Annotated in this window: 16 protein-coding genes; 15 read left to right on the top strand and 1 reads right to left on the bottom strand. The window is 43.0% G+C overall.

All coding sequences use genetic code 11. From position 1 onward, the window contains the following. The first annotated feature begins 40 nt into the window (after positions 1-40). Complete coding sequence (locus DEAC_RS01985) at positions 41-1996, top strand: YgiQ family radical SAM protein (RefSeq protein WP_047808331.1); 1956 nt, start codon at positions 41-43, stop codon at positions 1994-1996. A gap of 70 nt (positions 1997-2066) precedes the next feature. Here DEAC_RS01985 and DEAC_RS01980 read toward each other — a convergent pair whose 3' ends face one another. Next, complete coding sequence (locus tag DEAC_RS01980; protein WP_053006255.1) at positions 2067-2681, bottom strand: hypothetical protein; 615 nt, start codon at positions 2679-2681, stop codon at positions 2067-2069. A gap of 349 nt (positions 2682-3030) precedes the next feature. Between DEAC_RS01980 and pstS the strand changes: the two genes are divergently transcribed. The 14 genes from pstS (at position 3031) to rny (ending at position 18485) form a co-directional block, all read left to right on the top strand. Beyond that, positions 3031-4140 (top strand): phosphate ABC transporter substrate-binding protein PstS, encoded by a 1110-nt coding sequence (gene pstS / locus DEAC_RS01975; RefSeq protein ID WP_047808329.1) that lies wholly within the window; start codon positions 3031-3033, stop codon positions 4138-4140. 142 nt (positions 4141-4282) lie between these two features. Next, complete coding sequence (gene pstC, locus DEAC_RS01970; RefSeq protein ID WP_083995810.1) at positions 4283-5230, top strand: phosphate ABC transporter permease subunit PstC; 948 nt, start codon at positions 4283-4285, stop codon at positions 5228-5230. After that, a complete protein-coding gene (gene pstA, locus DEAC_RS01965; RefSeq protein ID WP_047808327.1) occupies positions 5227-6066 on the top strand; it encodes a phosphate ABC transporter permease PstA in 840 nt (279 codons plus the stop codon). The genes pstC and pstA overlap by 4 nt, the downstream gene beginning before the upstream one ends. Before the next feature lie 12 nt (positions 6067-6078). Then, a complete protein-coding gene (pstB, locus tag DEAC_RS01960) occupies positions 6079-6831 on the top strand; it encodes a phosphate ABC transporter ATP-binding protein PstB (protein WP_047808326.1) in 753 nt (250 codons plus the stop codon). A 16-nt stretch (positions 6832-6847) separates the two neighbouring features. Next, entirely contained in the window at positions 6848-7498 is a 651-nt protein-coding gene (gene phoU / locus DEAC_RS01955; protein WP_047808325.1) for a phosphate signaling complex protein PhoU, read from the top strand. Between the two features lie 169 nt (positions 7499-7667). Further along, positions 7668-9005 (top strand): 30S ribosomal protein S12 methylthiotransferase RimO, encoded by a 1338-nt coding sequence (gene rimO, locus DEAC_RS01950; RefSeq protein ID WP_047808324.1) that lies wholly within the window; start codon positions 7668-7670, stop codon positions 9003-9005. Next, on the top strand, positions 9002-9559 hold the full coding sequence (gene pgsA / locus DEAC_RS01945) for a CDP-diacylglycerol--glycerol-3-phosphate 3-phosphatidyltransferase (protein WP_047808323.1): 558 nt from the start codon (positions 9002-9004) through the stop codon (positions 9557-9559). The genes rimO and pgsA overlap by 4 nt, the downstream gene beginning before the upstream one ends. A gap of 191 nt (positions 9560-9750) precedes the next feature. Then, positions 9751-10272, top strand: coding sequence for a hypothetical protein (locus DEAC_RS01940; RefSeq protein WP_047808322.1), 522 nt, complete (start codon positions 9751-9753; stop codon positions 10270-10272). Positions 10273-10344: 72 nt separating this feature from the next. After that, the gene (locus tag DEAC_RS01935) at positions 10345-11814 is read left to right on the top strand and encodes an AAA family ATPase (protein ID WP_047808321.1); all 1470 of its coding nucleotides are present in this window, start codon (positions 10345-10347) and stop codon (positions 11812-11814) included. Between the two features lie 128 nt (positions 11815-11942). Beyond that, positions 11943-13217: a competence/damage-inducible protein A gene (locus DEAC_RS01930; RefSeq protein ID WP_047808320.1), complete on the top strand. Its 1275-nt coding sequence runs from the start codon at positions 11943-11945 to the stop codon at positions 13215-13217. Beyond that, positions 13207-14820: a DEAD/DEAH box helicase gene (locus DEAC_RS01925; protein WP_152671338.1), complete on the top strand. Its 1614-nt coding sequence runs from the start codon at positions 13207-13209 to the stop codon at positions 14818-14820. Before DEAC_RS01930 ends, DEAC_RS01925 begins: the two co-directional genes overlap by 11 nt. A 321-nt stretch (positions 14821-15141) precedes the next feature. Then, entirely contained in the window at positions 15142-16170 is a 1029-nt protein-coding gene (gene recA, locus DEAC_RS01920) for a recombinase RecA (protein WP_047808318.1), read from the top strand. Then, positions 16151-16672 (top strand): regulatory protein RecX, encoded by a 522-nt coding sequence (locus DEAC_RS01915; RefSeq protein ID WP_047808317.1) that lies wholly within the window; start codon positions 16151-16153, stop codon positions 16670-16672. The genes recA and DEAC_RS01915 overlap by 20 nt, the downstream gene beginning before the upstream one ends. Before the next feature lie 274 nt (positions 16673-16946). Next, entirely contained in the window at positions 16947-18485 is a 1539-nt protein-coding gene (rny, locus tag DEAC_RS01910) for a ribonuclease Y (RefSeq protein WP_427846256.1), read from the top strand. Position 18486: the final 1 nt, after the last annotated feature.

Here is an 18486-nt window from a genome sequence, read left to right as displayed (position 1 = left end):
CCGGTGGCCCCTCTTTTCTTTTTTCAAGAAAGGTGAGAATATGCGTTTGAGAAATTTTTTGCCCATAAATCGATCAGACATGGAAGCTCGTGGTTGGACCGAACTTGATTTCCTATTTATTACCGGAGATGCCTATGTGGATCATCCGAGTTTTGGAATTGCCGTTATTGCTCGTGTTTTGGAAAATCAAGGTTTCCGTATAGGGATCTTGGCCCAGCCCGATTGGAAAGATCTTCAAGCCTTTCGGGTTATGGGGAAACCCCGTTTAGCTTGTCTGGTTACAGGCGGAAACCTTGATTCTATGGTTAACCACTATACAGCCGCTAAGAAGAAACGGCATAAGGATGTCTATTCTCCTGGGGGGGAGGAGGGGCTGCGGCCGGATCACGCCACGATTGTATATTCGAATAGAGTGCGGGAAGCGCTTCCGGGTGTTCCGGTGATCATTGGGGGAATCGAAGCTTCACTGAGGCGTTTTGCTCATTACGATTATTGGAGCAATGAAGTTCGACGTTCGATTCTTATTGATAGTCAAGCTGATCTATTGGTCTTCGGAATGGGAGAGAAACCTATAGTTGAGGTTGCTGAACGACTTAAGGGTGGAGAGCTGATCACGCAAATCACAGATGTCAGGGGCACCATGGTGCCTTACAGTCTTGAGAATACCAGCAAAGATGTTTTGGTGCTTCCAAGCTATGAAGAGGTACTTGCTGACAAGAAAAAATATGCAGAGGCATTTTGGGTTCAGTATAATCAACATGATCCTTTTCGAGGCAAACCGATGCTGCAAGTTCATAATCGTAAAGCCGTGCTGCAAAATCAGCCCTCACTGCCTTTAAGCCAAGCTGAAATGGATGCTGTTTATGCTCTGCCTTTTATGGGAACCTTTCATCCATCTTATGAAGACAAAGGCGGAGTTCCGGCCATTGAAGAAGTAGAATTTAGCCTGACCAGTGTACGCGGATGTTACGGGGCCTGTTCCTTTTGCGCTTTGACTTTCCATCAAGGACGAATCATTCAAAGCAGAAGTCCTGAATCTATTCTGCGCGAGGCTGAGCAGATGACTTGGAGCAGCCGATTTAAAGGATATATTCATGATGTGGGTGGGCCAACGGCTAATTTTCGGCGTCCATCCTGTCAAAAGCAACTGACTAAGGGTACATGTTCTCATAAACAATGTCTATTTCCTTCGCCTTGTAAGAATCTCGAAATAGATCATGCAGAATATTTAGGCCTATTGCGGCGTTTACGAAATCTCCCCAGAGTTAAAAAAGTGTTTGTTCGATCAGGCATTCGTTATGATGCGGTCTTAGCGGATAAAAATACCGAATTTATACGCGAGCTTTGTGAACATCATGTTTCCGGTCAATTGAAGGTTGCCCCCGAGCATGTTAGTGACGAAGTTCTGCGTTATATGGGAAAACCGGGTAAAAAGGTTTTTGAGAAATTCGTTCAGCGATTTAAAGAAGAAAACAAACTCCTAGGGAAAAAGCAATACCTTGTTCCTTACTTAATGTCTTCTCATCCGGGCAGTACTTTGAAAGAGGCTATAGAATTAGCGGAATATGTAAGAGATATGGGCGTCAATCCTGAACAAGTCCAGGACTTTATTCCGACGCCTGGAACGCTTTCAACGTGTATGTATTATACGGGAATAGATCCTCGTACGATGGAAATGGTGTATGTACCTCGCAGTATGCATGAGAAAGCGATGCAAAGGGCTTTAATTCAGTATAGGAATCCGAAAAATTATGACTTAGTAGAAGAGGCTCTACGGCGAGCTCACCGTGAAGATCTCATTGGATACGGTCCGCAATGCCTAATTAAGCCCCATAAGGAATCGCGTACGGGCTCGGGGAAATCGGAAAGGTCTGGCAGGAAACCAACAAGGCGATCCGGTATGAAGCCCAAGCAAAGTAAAGAGCTTAGTCATAAAAGTCTGACGAATTCAAAAGCAGGTAAGAGTTCGCCAAAGGAGAAAGGTCAAAGAAAGTGATTTGAGGATTAATTGAAAATTCCAGGAAGACCTCTAAAAAGCGGTGTAAGCAAGTTGCTCACACCGCTTTTTAGGTTAATTCTCCAAATTCATCCTGAAGAGTATCCTCCACTTCGTCAAGAGTGATACTGCCCAGTTCTTTTAAATATCCCTCTTCAGACCAGGCCGAAAATGCTTCATAAGTGAGGTCCGGTTGTTCATCATAATAAAATTTCAAAAAGTCAAACCATATACCCTCGGAAGATGGTTTGGCGTCGTAGCGTAAAAGGAAATATTCAGAGTCTTCGAGCGTGCTTTGGAAAAATACGGCCTGGCCAGGTACGACAAAAGCAACTCGAGCGTCTGTATACTCCCGCCCTATAAATTGCAGGGTAAATGACTCCACTTGGGTTTGCTGATAGGCTTTTTGAAGAGGGGGAGCGCTTTCTTCTTGAGTGGTTCTCCATGTATAAACCACTTGAGTGGAATGGTCTGCTTCCATTTGTTCGGCAATATCTTCGAGACGTCTGGAAACTTCAGGGGGTAGGGCAAACTCAGAACAAGAGTTGGAACGACAATGATAGACAGGAACATTTTCTATGTATCCGACACCATGGGCTAAGTCAATCGGGATTTTTCGGGTGGTTAAATATCCCGTATCCCCACAACCGCAAGTGTCGATTGGATTAATGGTTTGCTCAAACACACTGTACACCTCTTCTTGGATTAAATAGAATTAATCAGGCCAATGATTACGGAGTTAATCATTATCATATATTACCATATTATTTGCAAAAGGTTAACAAGAACCTATAACCTCATCGTGTTAACCCTGATTTTTCCTTATCTAGGTTTAGATGTTGGGTAGACCAAAACTGGATAAACATTACCAAGGGTTTGCGTGAATGATATTCCATTAAAAAGTTAACATTAACTTAACGTTCTATTCGTTTTAACATTACAATCGTTTGTTATAATCAAACCAGTTCGGAGGGATAAATCAAGTTTTTGGATATATTAAGCTATATTCAAAGAATTAAAAGGAGGAAAAGTTAGTGATTCGTAAGACAGGTAGAATTCTAACCGCAGTTTTGACAGGAGTTCTGGCAATTTCTTTAGTGGGGTGCGGCAGCCAAAATCAAACGCAATCCTCATCAGGAACCCAACAAACATCTGACGCAGCAGTCACATTAACAGGTGCCGGAAGTACTTTCGTACAGCCACTTTTAATGCAACAAGTCGCTGAATATCAAAAAAACCATTCTAATGTGACCATCAACTATCAAGGCGGTGGAAGCGGCTTCGGAATCCAACATCTGTCGGATCAAACAATTGACTTTGGAGCAACAGATGCCTTCATGACAGACGATCAACTGAGTAAAGCTCAAGGTGGTAAAGTTCTTCAATTACCCGTCGCTTTAGGTGCTGTTACACTTTCCTATAATGTTCCGGGGATACCTGAACATATTAAAATTAGTCCTGAAAATTTAGCCAATATCTATTTTGGTAAAATTAAAAACTGGAATGATCCTGCCCTTGCTAAGGACAACCCGGATGTGAAATTCCCCGACTTAGCCATCATACCGATCCACCGTTCTGAAGGCAGCGGAACAACTTCAATTTTTACACATTATTTAAGTGCTATCAGCCCAGATTGGAATAGTCAAGTTGGCAGCGGGACATCCGTCAACTGGCCAAATCCAACAGGGAAAGCTCTTGGCGCCAAAGGAAATCCCGGTGTTGCCGGAGCAGTAAAAAGCACTTCGGGTGCTATTGGGTACATTGAATTAGCATATGCGCTGCAAAACAAAATTCCCTACGCTTATATGTTTAACAAGGACGGGAAATGGGTATTGCCTTCGCTAGAAGGTGCCTCTGCAGATGCTGCTTCTTTCCAAGTTCCGGATGATATGCGCGTGAATATTGTCAATGGACCTGGCGCTGCAGCTTATCCGATCTCCGGATTCTCATGGGCCCTTATTTATCAAAATCAAACGGATAAAGCAAAAGGAACCGCCATGGTTAATTTCCTTAACTGGGCGTTGCACGATGGCCAAAAACTTGCACCCAGCCTTTCTTATGTACCATTGCCGGACAACTTGACAGCACGTGAAACTGCAATGCTGAAGACAGTTACTTCTGGCGGACAACCGCTCTTGAAATAATTTCAAGTAGAGATGAAAACAATGAGAACTTTAAAGAAATTATTAAAAATAGGATACCAAACCACTATATAGTAAGAGGGAAAGCTCAGCAAGACGCTGGGCTATTTCCTCTGTTAGATAAAATGATGGAAGGATGCGGGCAGTGAGTACAGATAATAATCGCTTATATGAATCGATGGGAGACAAAGTCCTACGTTATGTCACCTTGCTGATGGCTATCCTGGTCGTGATTTTGATGATATGGATAGGATGGCAAATGTTTTCCTCTTCGCAAGAGAGCATTCAGCATTTCGGTTGGGCCTTTATTACAAGCAGAGTATGGGACCCTGTTCATCATATTTTCGGCGCCTTGCCTTTTATCTATGGAACTATCGTAACTTCGGTTGTTGCTTTAATTATCGCCGCCCCTATTGGTATCAGCGTGGCAATTTTCTTAAATGAAATGGCTCCTTCAACTATTCGCAAAGTAGTTGCTTTTTTGGTTGAACTCTTGGCGGCAATTCCAAGCGTTGTCTATGGGTTATGGGGCATCTTTGTACTTGCGCCGGTGCTGAGACAATCTGTGGAACCCTGGTTGACGAAATGGTTTGGCTTTATACCGTGGTTTAAAGGCGCTCCGGTAGGCTTTGACATGTTTGGTGGAGGAATAATTCTGGCAATCATGATTTTGCCAACAATTACTTCCATTTCGCGAGAAGTTATGGCGGCGGTGCCTACCGCCCATAGAGAAGCCGCCCTGGCCTTAGGTGCTACGAAATGGGAAATGATTCGCCTATCGGTGCTGTCCTATTCTAAGTCGGGAATTTTGGGAAGCATAATGTTAGGGTTGGGACGTGCCCTTGGGGAGACCATGGCTGTAACTATGGTTATAGGAAATATGCCTAAAATATCGTCATCATTGTTCTCTTCGGCCTATTCCATGGCTGCCGTAATTGCTAATGAATTTACGGAAGCTACTTATAGCTTATATTTAAGCTCTTGCATTGAGATTGGACTTATTCTCTTCGGTATAACACTGCTCCTTAATATTTTTGCTCGTCTCTTAGTATGGTCAGTTGCCCGTGGACCGAAGGGAGGACATTTAGTATGATCAATACCAGACGGAATTTTGTTAATAAATTGATGTTAGGGCTCTTTTCGGTTGCAACGTTTGTGGCACTCGTCCCCTTATTTGCCTTGCTCGGCTATGTCATTAAAAATGGAATTACTTCCTTAAATCTTGATTTCTTTACCAAACTGCCTGCGGTCATGGGGATGAGTGGCGGGGGAATGGCCAATGCCATAGCAGGGACCCTAATTTTAATTGCTATAGCGAGTATTATTGGGATTCCGATAGGAATTTTAGTTGCCATATATTTGACCGAATACGATCGCTATAGTTGGCTGAGCACGACAGTGCGTTTTACCACCGATGTTTTAACCGGTATACCTTCAATTATTATAGGGATTGTTGTCAGTATGGCGATAGTTGCTAAAACAAAGCATTTTTCGGCCTTTGCGGGGGGAGTCTCCTTAGCAGTTATTATGATTCCCTTGGTCATCCGATCAACGGAAGAAATGTTAAAATTAGTGCCGCATGCTATACGCGAAGCTGGTTATGCCTTGGGTATTTCTCAACGGCGGATTATCCTGAATATTGTTTTACCGACAGCGGCTAAGGGCATCATAACAGGTGCCATGCTGGCAGTTGCTCGTGTTTCTGGAGAGACTGCACCGCTGCTTTTTACAGCTCTAGGCAATCAATATTGGACTCATTCTCTCTTTAAGGATCCTATTGCTTCATTACCTGTTCAAATTTATACCTATGCCACATCACCTTATGATGAATGGCACAGACAAGCTTGGGCTGGGTCTCTGGTTTTAATTGCCATTATACTTTGTCTAAATTTGATTGCGCGTTTTGCCTTTCGATCGAGGAGTAACTAGGAGGGGTTAGAAATGGGTCAGAGTTTAAGTATTCGTCAGCTTGAAGCATGGTATGGGACTAATCAGACTCTTAAAGGAATTAACATGGAAATTGCAGCTAATCAGGTTACCGCAATTATCGGGCCATCCGGCTGCGGCAAATCAACCTTTGTTCGATGTATTAACCGCATGCATGAGACGCTGCCAGGTTCAAAAGTTAAAGGGGAAATCATTCTCAACGGAGAAAGCATCTATGGTCAAGATCCTGTTTCCTTGCGGAAAACGGTAGGGATGGTTTTTCAAAAGCCAAACCCTTTTCCTTCTATGACTATCTTTGAAAATGTTGTAGCAGGTGTAAAACTAAATGGAATGAGAAATAGGCAGAATTTGCAAACCATCGCCGAGAAAAGTTTGCGTATGGCTGCTTTATGGGATGAAGTAAAAGACCGTCTTAATTATTCAGGCATGAGTTTGTCCGGCGGTCAACAGCAGCGCCTTTGTATTGCGCGGGCTTTAGCTGTCGAGCCATCAGTATTGCTTATGGACGAACCTGCTTCTGCCCTTGATCCTATTGCCACCATGCGTATCGAAGAATTAGTTGGTCAACTCAAATCCGAGTATACCATCGTCATAGTAACGCATAATATGCAACAGGCCGCACGGATTGCAGATACAACAGCCTTCTTTCTAAACGGAGAACTCGTAGAGCATGGACCAACTTCAGAAATATTCACTAATCCGCGTGACAAAAGGACAGAAGATTATATTACTGGGCGTTTCGGATGATGAGGGAGGAAAACTAATGCGTCAGACACTTAACGAAGGTCAGCAGGTTCTGACCACCTTACTTAAAGAAATGGGTGAGGAAGTTACAAGAATATTGCAAGGAAGTATGAAGGCCCTATATTCTCTTGATCGAACACAGGCGGAATATTGGATCTCAGAGGACCAAAAAGTCAATGACTATGAGCGTCAGGTGGATGACGAGTGCGTACTCTTGATTGCAACGCAGCAGCCTGTGGCCAAGGATTTACGGAAAATCATTTCAGCGATGAAAATATCGACGGATCTAGAACGAATGGCGGACTTAGCTATTGATATTGCTAAAATCGTACGCAGAATCGAAGGACCTTTATGTAAACCTCTTATTGACATACCCTGTATGGCTGAAGAAGCACTGAAAATGATGAACCAAGGTTTAGAGGCTTATAGTCGTGAAGATATGGTATTAGCTCAAAATCTTGCTGAACTTGATGATGCAGTTGATCATCTCTATAACCAAGTAGTCCGGGATTTATTAATTATCATGACCCAGGAACCCAATAACCTGGATCAGGGAATGCACTTAACGTTTGTCGCTCGATATTTGGAGAGAATCGCCGATCATGCTACAAACATTGGAGAAAATGTCATTTATATAGCGACTGCTGAACGCAAAGATTTAAATAGCTAAATGATTCCATATTAAATAATTAAATATACTAAAGGGGCATTAGTTTAGATTTGACTGGGCCCTTTTTTTCTTAGGAAATTGGTAGAAGTTATTATGGATAATAATTTTTGACCTTGTCGAGGTGTTGGTTTATACTAAGAAAGGTAAAACAGTGATATGAGGTGTAACCTTGACAAAGAAAGTTGCAGTTGTTACTTTGGGCTGTCCGAAAAATCAAGTTGACAGTGAAATCATGACAGGCTTTTTAGCCCAAAATTATACACTGACAGATGATCCCCAAACAGCGGATATCATAGTCGTTAATACATGTACATTTATTGAATCGGCGAAAGAAGAATCGATTGAAACAATATTTGAAATGGCAAATTATAAGGATACTGCTCAATGTCATACCTTAATAGCAGCCGGTTGCTTGGCTCAACGATATGGTTCCGAATTAATGCAGGAAATTCCAGAACTTGATGGCGTATTGGGAACTGGAAATGTTGATGAAATCGCGGCGATAGTACAGGCGGCTGAAGAAAAGCGAATCAATCTCGTAAAACAAGGGACGCCTGACTTCTTGTATAATGACTTAATGCCAAGAAAACGCTCCACTCCCGATTATTTAGCCTATGTTAAAGTTGCCGAAGGCTGTGACAATTACTGTACGTATTGTGTTATTCCCCATGTACGCGGTCGCTTTCGCAGCCGATCAGAGGAATCGATAATTCGTGAAGTTCGAGAGATGGCTGCTCAAGGTGTTAAAGAAATAATGGTCATGGCCCAGGATACAACTCGTTTTGGACAGGACTTAGAGGGGAAATTAACCCTTCCGCGACTGCTTCGCCAACTCGCTCAAATTGAGGGCATAGAATGGATTCGGCTCATGTATTGTTACCCGGAACGCTTCACTGATGAACTCATTGAAACCATGTGTCAGGAGGCGAAAGTATGTAAATACATTGATTTGCCCTTGCAACATGCCAATAATAAAATTCTAAAAGAAATGAATCGGCAAGGTACCATCGAACAGGCCGAAGCCCTAATTAAGAAACTACGGTCGGCTATGCCGGATCTTACGCTTCGGACAACGATGATTACTGGATTCCCAGGAGAAACTGAAGAAGAATTTACAGCTCTGGCAGAATTTATTCAACGTGTACAGTTTGATCGATTAGGTGTATTTGCTTATTCTCAGGAAGAAAATACGCCTGCCGGCCAAAGAGAGGATCAAATTCCTCCTGAAGTCCGCGAGCAGCGCCGTGATCATCTGATGCAGATTCAGCAAAGGATATCCTGGCAGAGACAACAGCGATGGGTTAACAAGATTGTGACTGTATTGCTGGAGCAGAAACTTGCTGACGGGCGTTGGTTGGGCAGAACTGAAGGCGATGCTCCGGAAATTGACGGCCAGGTCTATATTAACAGAACGACTAAAGGAACTTCACTTCAGGTAGGGGACATGATTAAAGTTCGCATTCTTGAGGCAGATAGTTACGATTTAATAGGAGAGGTTGCTTCATGAATTTACCCAATCGATTAACATTAGCACGCATTATTTTAATACCGGTGTTCATGGCCTTTCTGCTTCTCCAAGTACCTAAAGGTCAGACTCTTTTTCCTCATCAAGAAGTGGTGGCAGCGATTATTTTTATTTTAGCTTCCGCCACGGATGGTTTAGATGGCTATATTGCACGTAAACGTCACCAAGTTACGAATCTGGGGAAGTTTATGGACCCGCTGGCTGATAAACTCCTCGTATCTGCTGCTTTGGTGTCTTTGGTGGAACTTGGTCAAGTTAATGCTTGGGTGGCTTGGATTGTTTTAGCCAGGGAATTTGCTGTAACAGGTCTGCGTGCTATCGCCGCAGTGGATCGAGTAGTTATCAGTGCCAGTAAACTTGGTAAAATTAAAACAATCACTCAAGTTGTTGCTATTTCTGCTATTTTGCTCCATGATTGGCCCTTTTCAATAATAGGTTTTCACATCGGTCAGCCTTTGCTCTATATCGCCGTGTTTTTTACGGTGATTTCGGGCCTCGATTATTTATTAAAATCTCGTAAGTTGTTACATAAATAATTATATCTGGTTTTAAGATTTAATTAAAAATTGCTAAGGGAGAGCTTTCGGTATAAGAAAGCTCTCCCTTAGCAATTGGGAATTTTAACACAAATTACCTTGACAGGATAAATCTTTAATTTCTATATGATATACTGCATGCTATAATGATGATATAGCAAATAGTATTGCATATGGAGGACGATGCGTGTATGACAAAACAGCGAGTATTAGTGATTAGCCTTGTTGGAATTATAATATTCGGCTTGCTCTTAGGTGGGAAGGTTCTTTACCAAAAGCAGTGGGTAGATTCATCGGTCTTAGCTCAAAGTCAAAAAATATCCGGAATTACGTCAGTTAAAACTGTCCAGGTCAATGGTCAAGCGGAGTTAGACGTTGAGACTAAATATATATCAAATTTGCGTCAAGTGAGCTTGTCTTTGGAAAATATTGTCGGCAAAGAACCTATTCGTTTTATAGATCATAGAAATGCTTCCTTGACAACGTTATTTGAGCAAATGCAATTTGCAATTCAAGAAGGAATTACCCGTGGGAATTTTACCGAGATGGAACAAAGGATTCAAACATTGGCTCAAAAAGCGGGCGTTCAAGTCCAATTGCAAATGGACAGTGATGCGATTTATATTGTGTTAGATCAAGGAAATGCCCAACTGATTGAAGTGATTGAACGAAATGGTCAAGGGCAGTTTCTGCCAAGCAGGGAGTTAAGTTAACTGTATTAATGGCCTTAGATGTGAATTGGTGAATTGTTAAAGCAAGCATTATCTTCATGAGGAGGGGACTATGTGAAACGAGATATCCTTATTGGTTTAGGAGTGGGCATTTTTGCCTTTTTGCTGGTTATGGGTTATAACGTCTTGCCCATTGCCATGTTATGTCTGGCGGCGTATTTTTTATGGACTTTTGTAATTTCGCGTCAAGTTCTGAAAACTGGCAATGGGGAGACTATTACTTCCACTACGGTTAACTTTGAGGATATTGGCGGACAAGCAATTGCTAAAAAGGAACTTCAGGAGGCTCTGGATTTTCTTCGTTACTCCGATCGGATGAAAGCTTTGGGAATTCGTCCTTTGAAAGGAATCTTATTATCAGGGCCGACAGGGACGGGAAAAACCTTATTAGCGAAAGCCGCAGCTAAATATACAGATTCTTCATTTCTATCGGTTTCCGGCAGCGAGTTTGTGGAAATGTACGCAGGTGTCGGTGCGGAAAGGGTACGAAGTCTATTTCGGCGGGCGAGAGAAATGGTAAAACGTGAGAAAAAGTCCAGCGCTATTATTTTCATCGATGAAATGGATATTTTAGGTGCCAAGCGGGGAAGTAATGTTTCTCATCATGAATATGATCAAACGTTAAATCAGCTGCTTATTGAAATGGATGGTTTAAAGACCGATCAAGGGCCAAATATTTTGGTGATGGCGGCAACGAATCGCCCGGAAGCATTGGATCCGGCAATACTTCGGCCGGGACGTTTTGACCGTCAAGTAAAAGTCGATCTTCCTGACAAAGAAGGAAGAGTGGCGATTCTGGAAATTCACACCAAGAACAAACCTCTGGCTTTTGATGTCGATTTGGAAGCGATTGCTCATGAAACCTTTGGCTTTTCGGGGGCACATTTGGAAAGTGTCACTAATGAAGCTGCTATTTTTGCTCTGCGGGATCAGGCAAAGGAAATTACAGCTCGACATTTTCATGAGGCTGTTGAAAAGGTCATGCTCGGTGAGAAGCTCGACCGGAAACCAACGGCTGAAGAACTGCGCCGCATTGCAATTCATGAAAGCGGACATGCTATGCTGGCTGAATCAGTTCGGCCAAACTCAGTTTCTCAGGTATCAATACGTTCAAGAGGAAACGCTTTGGGGTATGTTCGTCATTATCCTAAGGATGATCTCTATCTTTATACACAGGCTATGCTGGAAGAACAGATTATGGTCGCTTTGGCCGGCGCTTTGGCTGAAGAGGAATGCCTGGGGAATCGGAGTACAGGAGCTGCAGGGGATTATGAACAAGCCTTGAATCTCGTGGAAAAAATGCTCCAAGCTGGTATGTCTCCTTTGGGAGTGACGGACGTTTCTTTATTGAGCGCCGAACAACGACAACCCGTTACCAAAGATATTCTCGCCGAACTCGAAAATCGTACAAAGCAGATTATTCTCCAAAAAAAGGATATTTTAATACAACTTTCTGATATTTTGCAGGAAGAAGAAAGTCTAAGCGGGGATACGTTGAGAACGTATTTGCAAAACGTCGCCTAGTTAATTGAACCTCATTCGAGGTTCTTTTTTTGCTTAGGAAGGATAAGCAAATGCAAGGTGAGAAATAACTAAGCAAGCATGAGATAGCGCGTATATTTGCGTTGATAATAGGAGAGTGATAGAATAGTATGAAAGCTGAAATTGTGGCTACTGGGACGGAGTTGTTACTTGGAGAGACTCTAAATACAAGTGCTCACTACTTAACAGGAAAACTTTCCTCATTAGGCATCGAGGTAGACTATCATACGACGGTTGGAGATAATTCAGAGCGATTAGAGCAAGTTTTGCGTCAGGCAATTGACCGCTCAGACCTTCTTGTTACCACCGGCGGTCTGGGACCCACAGCGGATGATTTGACGAAGGAGCTTGTTGCTAAGGTCTTGAATTTAGAAATGGAGTTCGACCAGAGTAGCTTAAACAACATCAAGGAGTTCTTTGGCCGACGAAAAGCTCCAATGCCTTCTAGTAATGAGAAACAAGCCTATTTCCCCAAAGGCTCGAAGATATTGCCCAATCCTATCGGAACAGCACCCGGAGCATTCATTGAAAAAGACGGAAAGACGGTTATTATATTACCTGGACCTCCTTTTGAAATGCAGCCAATGTTTGAACATTATGCTTTACCTGAATTACAGCGAATTATCGGGCCAGATTCTGAACGGATGAATGAACGTGTTTTAAAAGTTTTTGGTATCGGAGAATCTGCCATAGAGGAAGTGCTGAATGATCTCATGCATCTTCCTAAGCTGTCGATGGCTTTACTAGCTAAGCGGGCGGAGATGCATATCCGTTTAGTCACCAGAGGTACGGAAGCAACATCACAGGAGACGCTGGACTCTTTAAATCAAACCGAGGAAGAAATTCGAAAGCGTCTCGGTGACAAGGTCTTTGGCCGCGATCAGGAAACCATGATAGGGATTGTAGGGCAAACTTTAAAAAAGAATCATTTGACCATTTCTACTGCCGAGTCTTGCACTGGGGGCTTACTTGGTGCGACCTTAACTCAAGAACCAGGTAGTTCTGAGTTCTACTTGGGAGGGGTTGTAAGCTATTCGAATTCCTTAAAACAACAACTATTGGGAGTCAATGAAAAGACTCTTGAGGAATTCGGGGCAGTAAGCGAAGAAGCTGCCAGGGAAATGGCCGAAGGAATTCGGCGAAAATCGGGATCGGATCTTGCCATCTCAGCCACCGGTATTGCTGGCCCGGATGGCGGCAGTGACCTGAAACCCGTGGGGTTGGTTTATATTGGATTTGCTTCAGCGGAGAAAGTTTATGCTAAAAAGTTTCAGTTTTATGGAGAACGGGAGTCTGTGCGCCAATTGACTGTCCAGGCAGCCCTTAATGAGATAAGGCAACAGATGTTGAACAAGGAAAGGGGATTACACATAGGTGATGGTTGAACGTTTACAATCGTTTGGTGATATTCAGTTAAGCAAGCAAATACTACAAGGTTTGTCTGAAATGGGGTTTGAAGAGCCTTCGCCAATTCAACAACAGGCAATTCCAGTGGCTTTGGAAGATGCCGATATTATTGGGCAGGCTCAGACCGGAACAGGGAAAACCGCTGCCTTTGGGATTCCGATTACAGAAAAAGTCAACGCAAAGTTTCAAGCCGTACAGGCTCTTATAGTGACTCCGACTCGTGAGCTCGCTATTCAGGTGGCTCAGGAAATGGCAAAAATAGGAAAATATAAACATGTTAAACCTTTGCCGATTTACGGCGGTCAGCCCATTGATCGTCAGATTCGCGCTTTGCGTATGGGATACCAAGTTGTTGTCGGAACCCCTGGGAGGTTGTTGGACCATTTAAATCGAGGTACTCTGCGGTTACAGCATGTTAAGATGGTCGTTTTAGATGAAGCGGATGAAATGCTCGACATGGGGTTCGTTGAGGACATCGAGGGACTTTTAAAAGCAGTGCCCGAAGAAGGACGCCAGGTTATGCTTTTTTCAGCAACGATGCCTCAGGCGATTCGCAAGTTAGCACAAACTTATATGAAGAATCCTCGATCCGTGACGGTTAGCAGAGATGAATTGACTGTTCCCCTCATTGATCAGGTTTTTTATGAGACGAGAGAAAGTAAAAAAGTTGATGCTTTGTGTCGAATTATCGATATGGAGGATATAGGACAAGGAATTACCTTTTGTCGAACAAAACGAGGAGTTGATGAACTCGTCGTAGCGCTTGAAGCACGGGGATATTTTGCGGATGCTCTCCATGGTGATTTAAGCCAGCAGCAGCGGGATCGGGTCATGAAGCGTTTTCGTGATGGCAAAACGGAAATGTTAGTTGCTACTGATGTTGCAGCCAGAGGCATTGACATTAGCAATTTGACCCATGTTATTAACTTCGACATTCCTCAAGATCCTGTGTCCTATGTGCACAGAATTGGACGTACAGGACGTGTCGGCCGACGCGGGCAGGCTATAACCTTGATCTCTCCCAAGGAATATCGTCAGCTTCGTCTTATTGAAAATTTGATTAAAACCAGAATACGCCGCCGGGAACTCCCTTCCTTAGCCGATATTAGCGAACGACAAGCGGAAAATCTGAAGAATCAATTGGTTAAATTGATTCAAAGCGATCGTTTAGGAAATTACCGAGCCATTGTCGGAGATCTGCTTGAAGAATACGATTCAACGGATGTTGCGGCAGCGGCATTAAAGTTTGCCGTTGAGGGAGCTAATTCTGAAGACCGCATAGATGATAATGATCCGGACGTGAATCACTTTGGAAACACCGGAGCAGCGTCGGGTATGGTGCGATTCTTTATGAATATAGGCAGAGTCCAGCAAATTCGTCCTCAGGACATCATACGCTGGATTGCTGAAGAAAGCGGAATCCCGGGAAATATTATTGGAATGATTAATATTTACGACAAATTTACCTTTGTTGAAGTTCCTGAAGAATATGCCTCAAGGGTTTTAAGCTGCATGCATCAGGCTATGATTAAAGGACGAAGAGTTAGTGTTGAACCGGCAAAAGCACGTGAAAACACCTGATTTTCAGTTGAGCATTAATACTATAAAGAAAACCCGGCTTCGCTGAGTCTTAGCGAAAGGGAAGCCATAGGTTGCATTTATGCTGGAAGAAAGTATTTAACTGAAGGTTATACTTTCTGATAATATAAAAAAGCTAGTCTTTAGGGGCTTAGCTTTTTTATATTATTATCATCGCTTTTGTTATATAATGGTGTCGATAGTTGTCCTGCTGCATCGAAGCATAAACATTGACAGTTACGATGTCCGCCCCTATAATGATAAGCGAACAGGTGTTTTATTAATACGAAAATGCGTTTTTAACCACGTTGAGGAGGATGGAAGATGGCCGAAACAAATAAGCTAAAGGCTCTGGATGTTGCCTTAGCCCAAATTGAAAAGCAGTTTGGTAAGGGTTCCATTATGAAGCTGGGAGAATCTGCGACGATGTCGGTTGATGTTATCCCTACAGGTTCATTGGCCTTAGATTTGGCTCTGGGTGTTGGTGGAGTACCGCGTGGGCGGATTATTGAAATATATGGGCCTGAGTCTTCCGGCAAAACTACTGTGGCCCTGCATATCATAGCCGAGGCGCAAAAACTCGGAGGAGTGGCGGCATTTATTGATGCTGAGCATGCCTTAGATCCGGTATATGCCAAGGCTTTAGGTGTTAATCTTGAAGATTTGCTGGTTTCTCAGCCAGATACAGGAGAACAAGGTTTAGAAATATGTGAAGCCTTAGTGCGCAGTGCTGCAGTTGATGTTATTGTGCTTGATTCAGTGGCTGCTTTGGTACCTCGAGCAGAGATTGAGGGAGAAATGGGTGACAATCATGTCGGGCTGCATGCCCGCTTAATGTCTCAAGCCCTGCGTAAATTAACGGGATCGATCAGTAAAAGCAACACATGTGTTGTTTTTATCAATCAAATTCGTGAAAAAATTGGTGTTATGTTTGGCAGCCCGGAAACGACAACAGGCGGGCGGGCTTTGAAATTTTATGCCACCATCCGCATCGATATTCGCCGCCAAGAAGCTCTTAAGCAAGGCCAAGAGATTATTGGCAACAAAACCCGCGTGAAAGTCGTTAAGAATAAAGTGGCTCCTCCTTTTAAATCTGCTGATTTTGATATTATGTACGGAGAAGGAATTTCTAAAGAAGGAAGTATTGTCGATATAGGAACGGATATGGAAATAATATCAAAATCAGGTGCCTGGTACTCTTACAATGGAGAACGATTGGGACAAGGACGAGAGAATGTCAAAGAATACCTGAAACAGCATCCGGACATGGCCCAGAAACTTGAACAGCTGATTCGTTCAAATATGGATTCAGCGCCTTCTACGCCAATAGAAGATGATTCTTTTGAGGAATAATCAATCTCCTAAAAGCGCTTGGGAAGCTGCTTTAGACAGCTTATCCAGAAGAGCCCTGACAAAGCGTGAGCTGGAAACTCGTCTTAACGATAAAGGGTATGAGAGCAGCCAAATTCAGAGTGTTATCGATAAATTACTGGGTTATGGTTATCTTAATGACCGTGAACTCGCTTTAACCTATGCAAAGAGTCGTCTCCACCGATATTCACGTCGAAGAGTCACCATGGATATGCGAAATCGCGGAATTGCTTCCGATTTAATTGAGCAGGTCTTGGAGGAAGTTTATTCGTGGGATGAAGAAGCAAAACTCTGCTTAGCCTTGGCGCAAAAGTGGCGGGTTCAAGAAGAACAACGCTGGGAAGAAAAGGCTCTAAAGGATTCAGAGAAAAAGACGGTGCCTCAAGAATTATGGGTACAGCAAAGGGTTGTCCGCAAACTTATCCAACGAGGATACCCTTCAGATATAGTGCAAAATGTTCTGGCAAAAATGCGAATAGAATAGCCTCATTTAGGACAAGCTTGACAATAATTACAAATGATATTAGAATCTTAACAGAGACCTGTCTCTGTTAAGATCTAACCTTTATGGTTTTCTTATAGATTTCGAGGTAGTCATTTTTAATATTGTTTTTGACTAACGAGAGTTGTAGGAAGGGGAGAAGGCTGGAAGAACTCCCGTATTAAAGGTTGCTTAAGAGACTGGTTTTGAACCAGTTTTTTTATTTATTTGTTAAATTTTGAATTTTTACAAACAAGGAGGTGTAAATGTGATTGGAATATTTTTGACCGGTTTAATTGCCATCTTAGTTGGATTAGCTCTAGGAGCCTTGGTAGGCTGGCATATTCGTAGAAATACTGCCGAAAAAGTTATTGGTACTGCCGAAGAAGAGGCAAAACGGATTGTTGAAAATGCACTTTCTGCTGCAGAAAGCAAAAAACGTGAAGCAATTGTTGCTGCAAAAGAAGAGGCCATGCATATTCACAATGAGGTTGAAAAAGAAACACGCGAACGTCGAAATGAACTCCAACGCTTAGAACGGAGATTGTTACAAAAGGAAGAGAGTTTAGACCGTAAAATTGAGTCAATTGAACGGAAAGAGGAAAATTTGCATCGTAAGGAAGGCGAAGTAGATTCCCTCAAAGAAGAATTGAATCAGCTTGTAGATAAAGAACAAGCCGAATTAGAACGTTTATCCGGTATGACCTCGGAAGAAGCAAAACAGCTCCTTCTGAAAAGAGTTGAAGAAGAGGTTCGCTATGAGTCAGCGATAATGATTAAAGAAATTGAGACTCGCGCCAAAGAAGAAGCCGAAAAGCGGGCGAAAAACGTTATTTCACTAGCCATTCAACGCTGTGCTGCGGATCACGTGGCTGAGACTACCGTATCTGTTGTGGCACTGCCGAGTGATGAAATGAAAGGGCGAATCATAGGCCGCGAGGGACGCAATATTCGAACATTGGAAACATTAACTGGAATCGATCTTATTATTGATGATACACCTGAAGCAGTAATTTTATCTGGTTTTGACCCTATACGCCGAGAGGTAGCGCGTATTGCTTTAGAGAAACTGATCGCTGATGGCCGTATTCATCCTGCTCGCATTGAAGAGATGGTTGAAAAGGCTCAAAAAGAAGTGGATCAAAAGATTCGCGAAGAGGGAGAGCAAGCTACTTTCGAGACAGGAGTTCATGGATTGCATCCGGAATTGGTTCGGCTGCTTGGCCGATTAAAATTCCGAACCAGCTATGGTCAAAATGTGTTAAAACATTCCACAGAGGTTTCTCATCTTGCGGGATTAATGGCAGCCGAATTAGGAGTGGATGTTCAATTAGCAAAACGAGCCGGACTTTTGCATGATATTGGCAAAGCGGTGGATCATGATCTAGAAGGAACTCATGTTCAAATTGGTGTAGATCTGGCCAGAAAATACAAAGAGTCCGTTGATGTTATACATGCTATTGAAGCTCACCACAATGATGTAGAACCTAAAAGCCTTGTCGCCGTACTAGTAGCGGCAGCTGACGCGGTTTCGGCTGCTCGCCCGGGTGCACGACGTGAGACTTTGGAAACTTATATTAAGCGGCTGCAAAAACTTGAGGAAATCGCGGAGAGCTTTGAGGGAGTTGAAAAATGCTTTGCTATCCAAGCGGGGCGTGAGGTACGCATTATTGTTAAGCCGGACAAGATTGATGATGTACTCGCACCACGAGTAGCGCGTGAGATTAGTAAGCGCATTGAAGAAGAACTTGAATATCCTGGGCAGATTAAAGTTGTTGTTATCCGTGAAACGAGAGCAGTTGACTTTGCAAAATAAA

The organism is Desulfosporosinus acididurans (genome assembly GCF_001029285.1).
GTDB lineage: Bacteria > Bacillota > Desulfitobacteriia > Desulfitobacteriales > Desulfitobacteriaceae > Desulfosporosinus > Desulfosporosinus acididurans.
This window is presented reverse-complemented; position numbering and strand designations above follow the sequence as displayed.

Excerpts from the sequence above, each read along its gene's own strand:
- pgsA (WP_047808323.1), top strand. The coding sequence starts at position 9,002 with ATGAATTTACCCAATCGATTAACATTAGCACGCATTATTTTAATACCG.
- DEAC_RS01915 (WP_047808317.1), top strand. The coding sequence starts at position 16,151 with ATGATTCTTTTGAGGAATAATCAATCTCCTAAAAGCGCTTGGGAAGCT.
- pstB (WP_047808326.1), top strand. The coding sequence starts at position 6,079 with ATGGGTCAGAGTTTAAGTATTCGTCAGCTTGAAGCATGGTATGGGACT.
- DEAC_RS01985 (WP_047808331.1), top strand. The coding sequence starts at position 41 with ATGCGTTTGAGAAATTTTTTGCCCATAAATCGATCAGACATGGAAGCT.
- DEAC_RS01930 (WP_047808320.1), top strand. The coding sequence starts at position 11,943 with ATGAAAGCTGAAATTGTGGCTACTGGGACGGAGTTGTTACTTGGAGAG.
- recA (WP_047808318.1), top strand. The coding sequence starts at position 15,142 with ATGGCCGAAACAAATAAGCTAAAGGCTCTGGATGTTGCCTTAGCCCAA.
- DEAC_RS01940 (WP_047808322.1), top strand. The coding sequence starts at position 9,751 with ATGACAAAACAGCGAGTATTAGTGATTAGCCTTGTTGGAATTATAATA.
- phoU (WP_047808325.1), top strand. The coding sequence starts at position 6,848 with ATGCGTCAGACACTTAACGAAGGTCAGCAGGTTCTGACCACCTTACTT.
- pstA (WP_047808327.1), top strand. The coding sequence starts at position 5,227 with ATGATCAATACCAGACGGAATTTTGTTAATAAATTGATGTTAGGGCTC.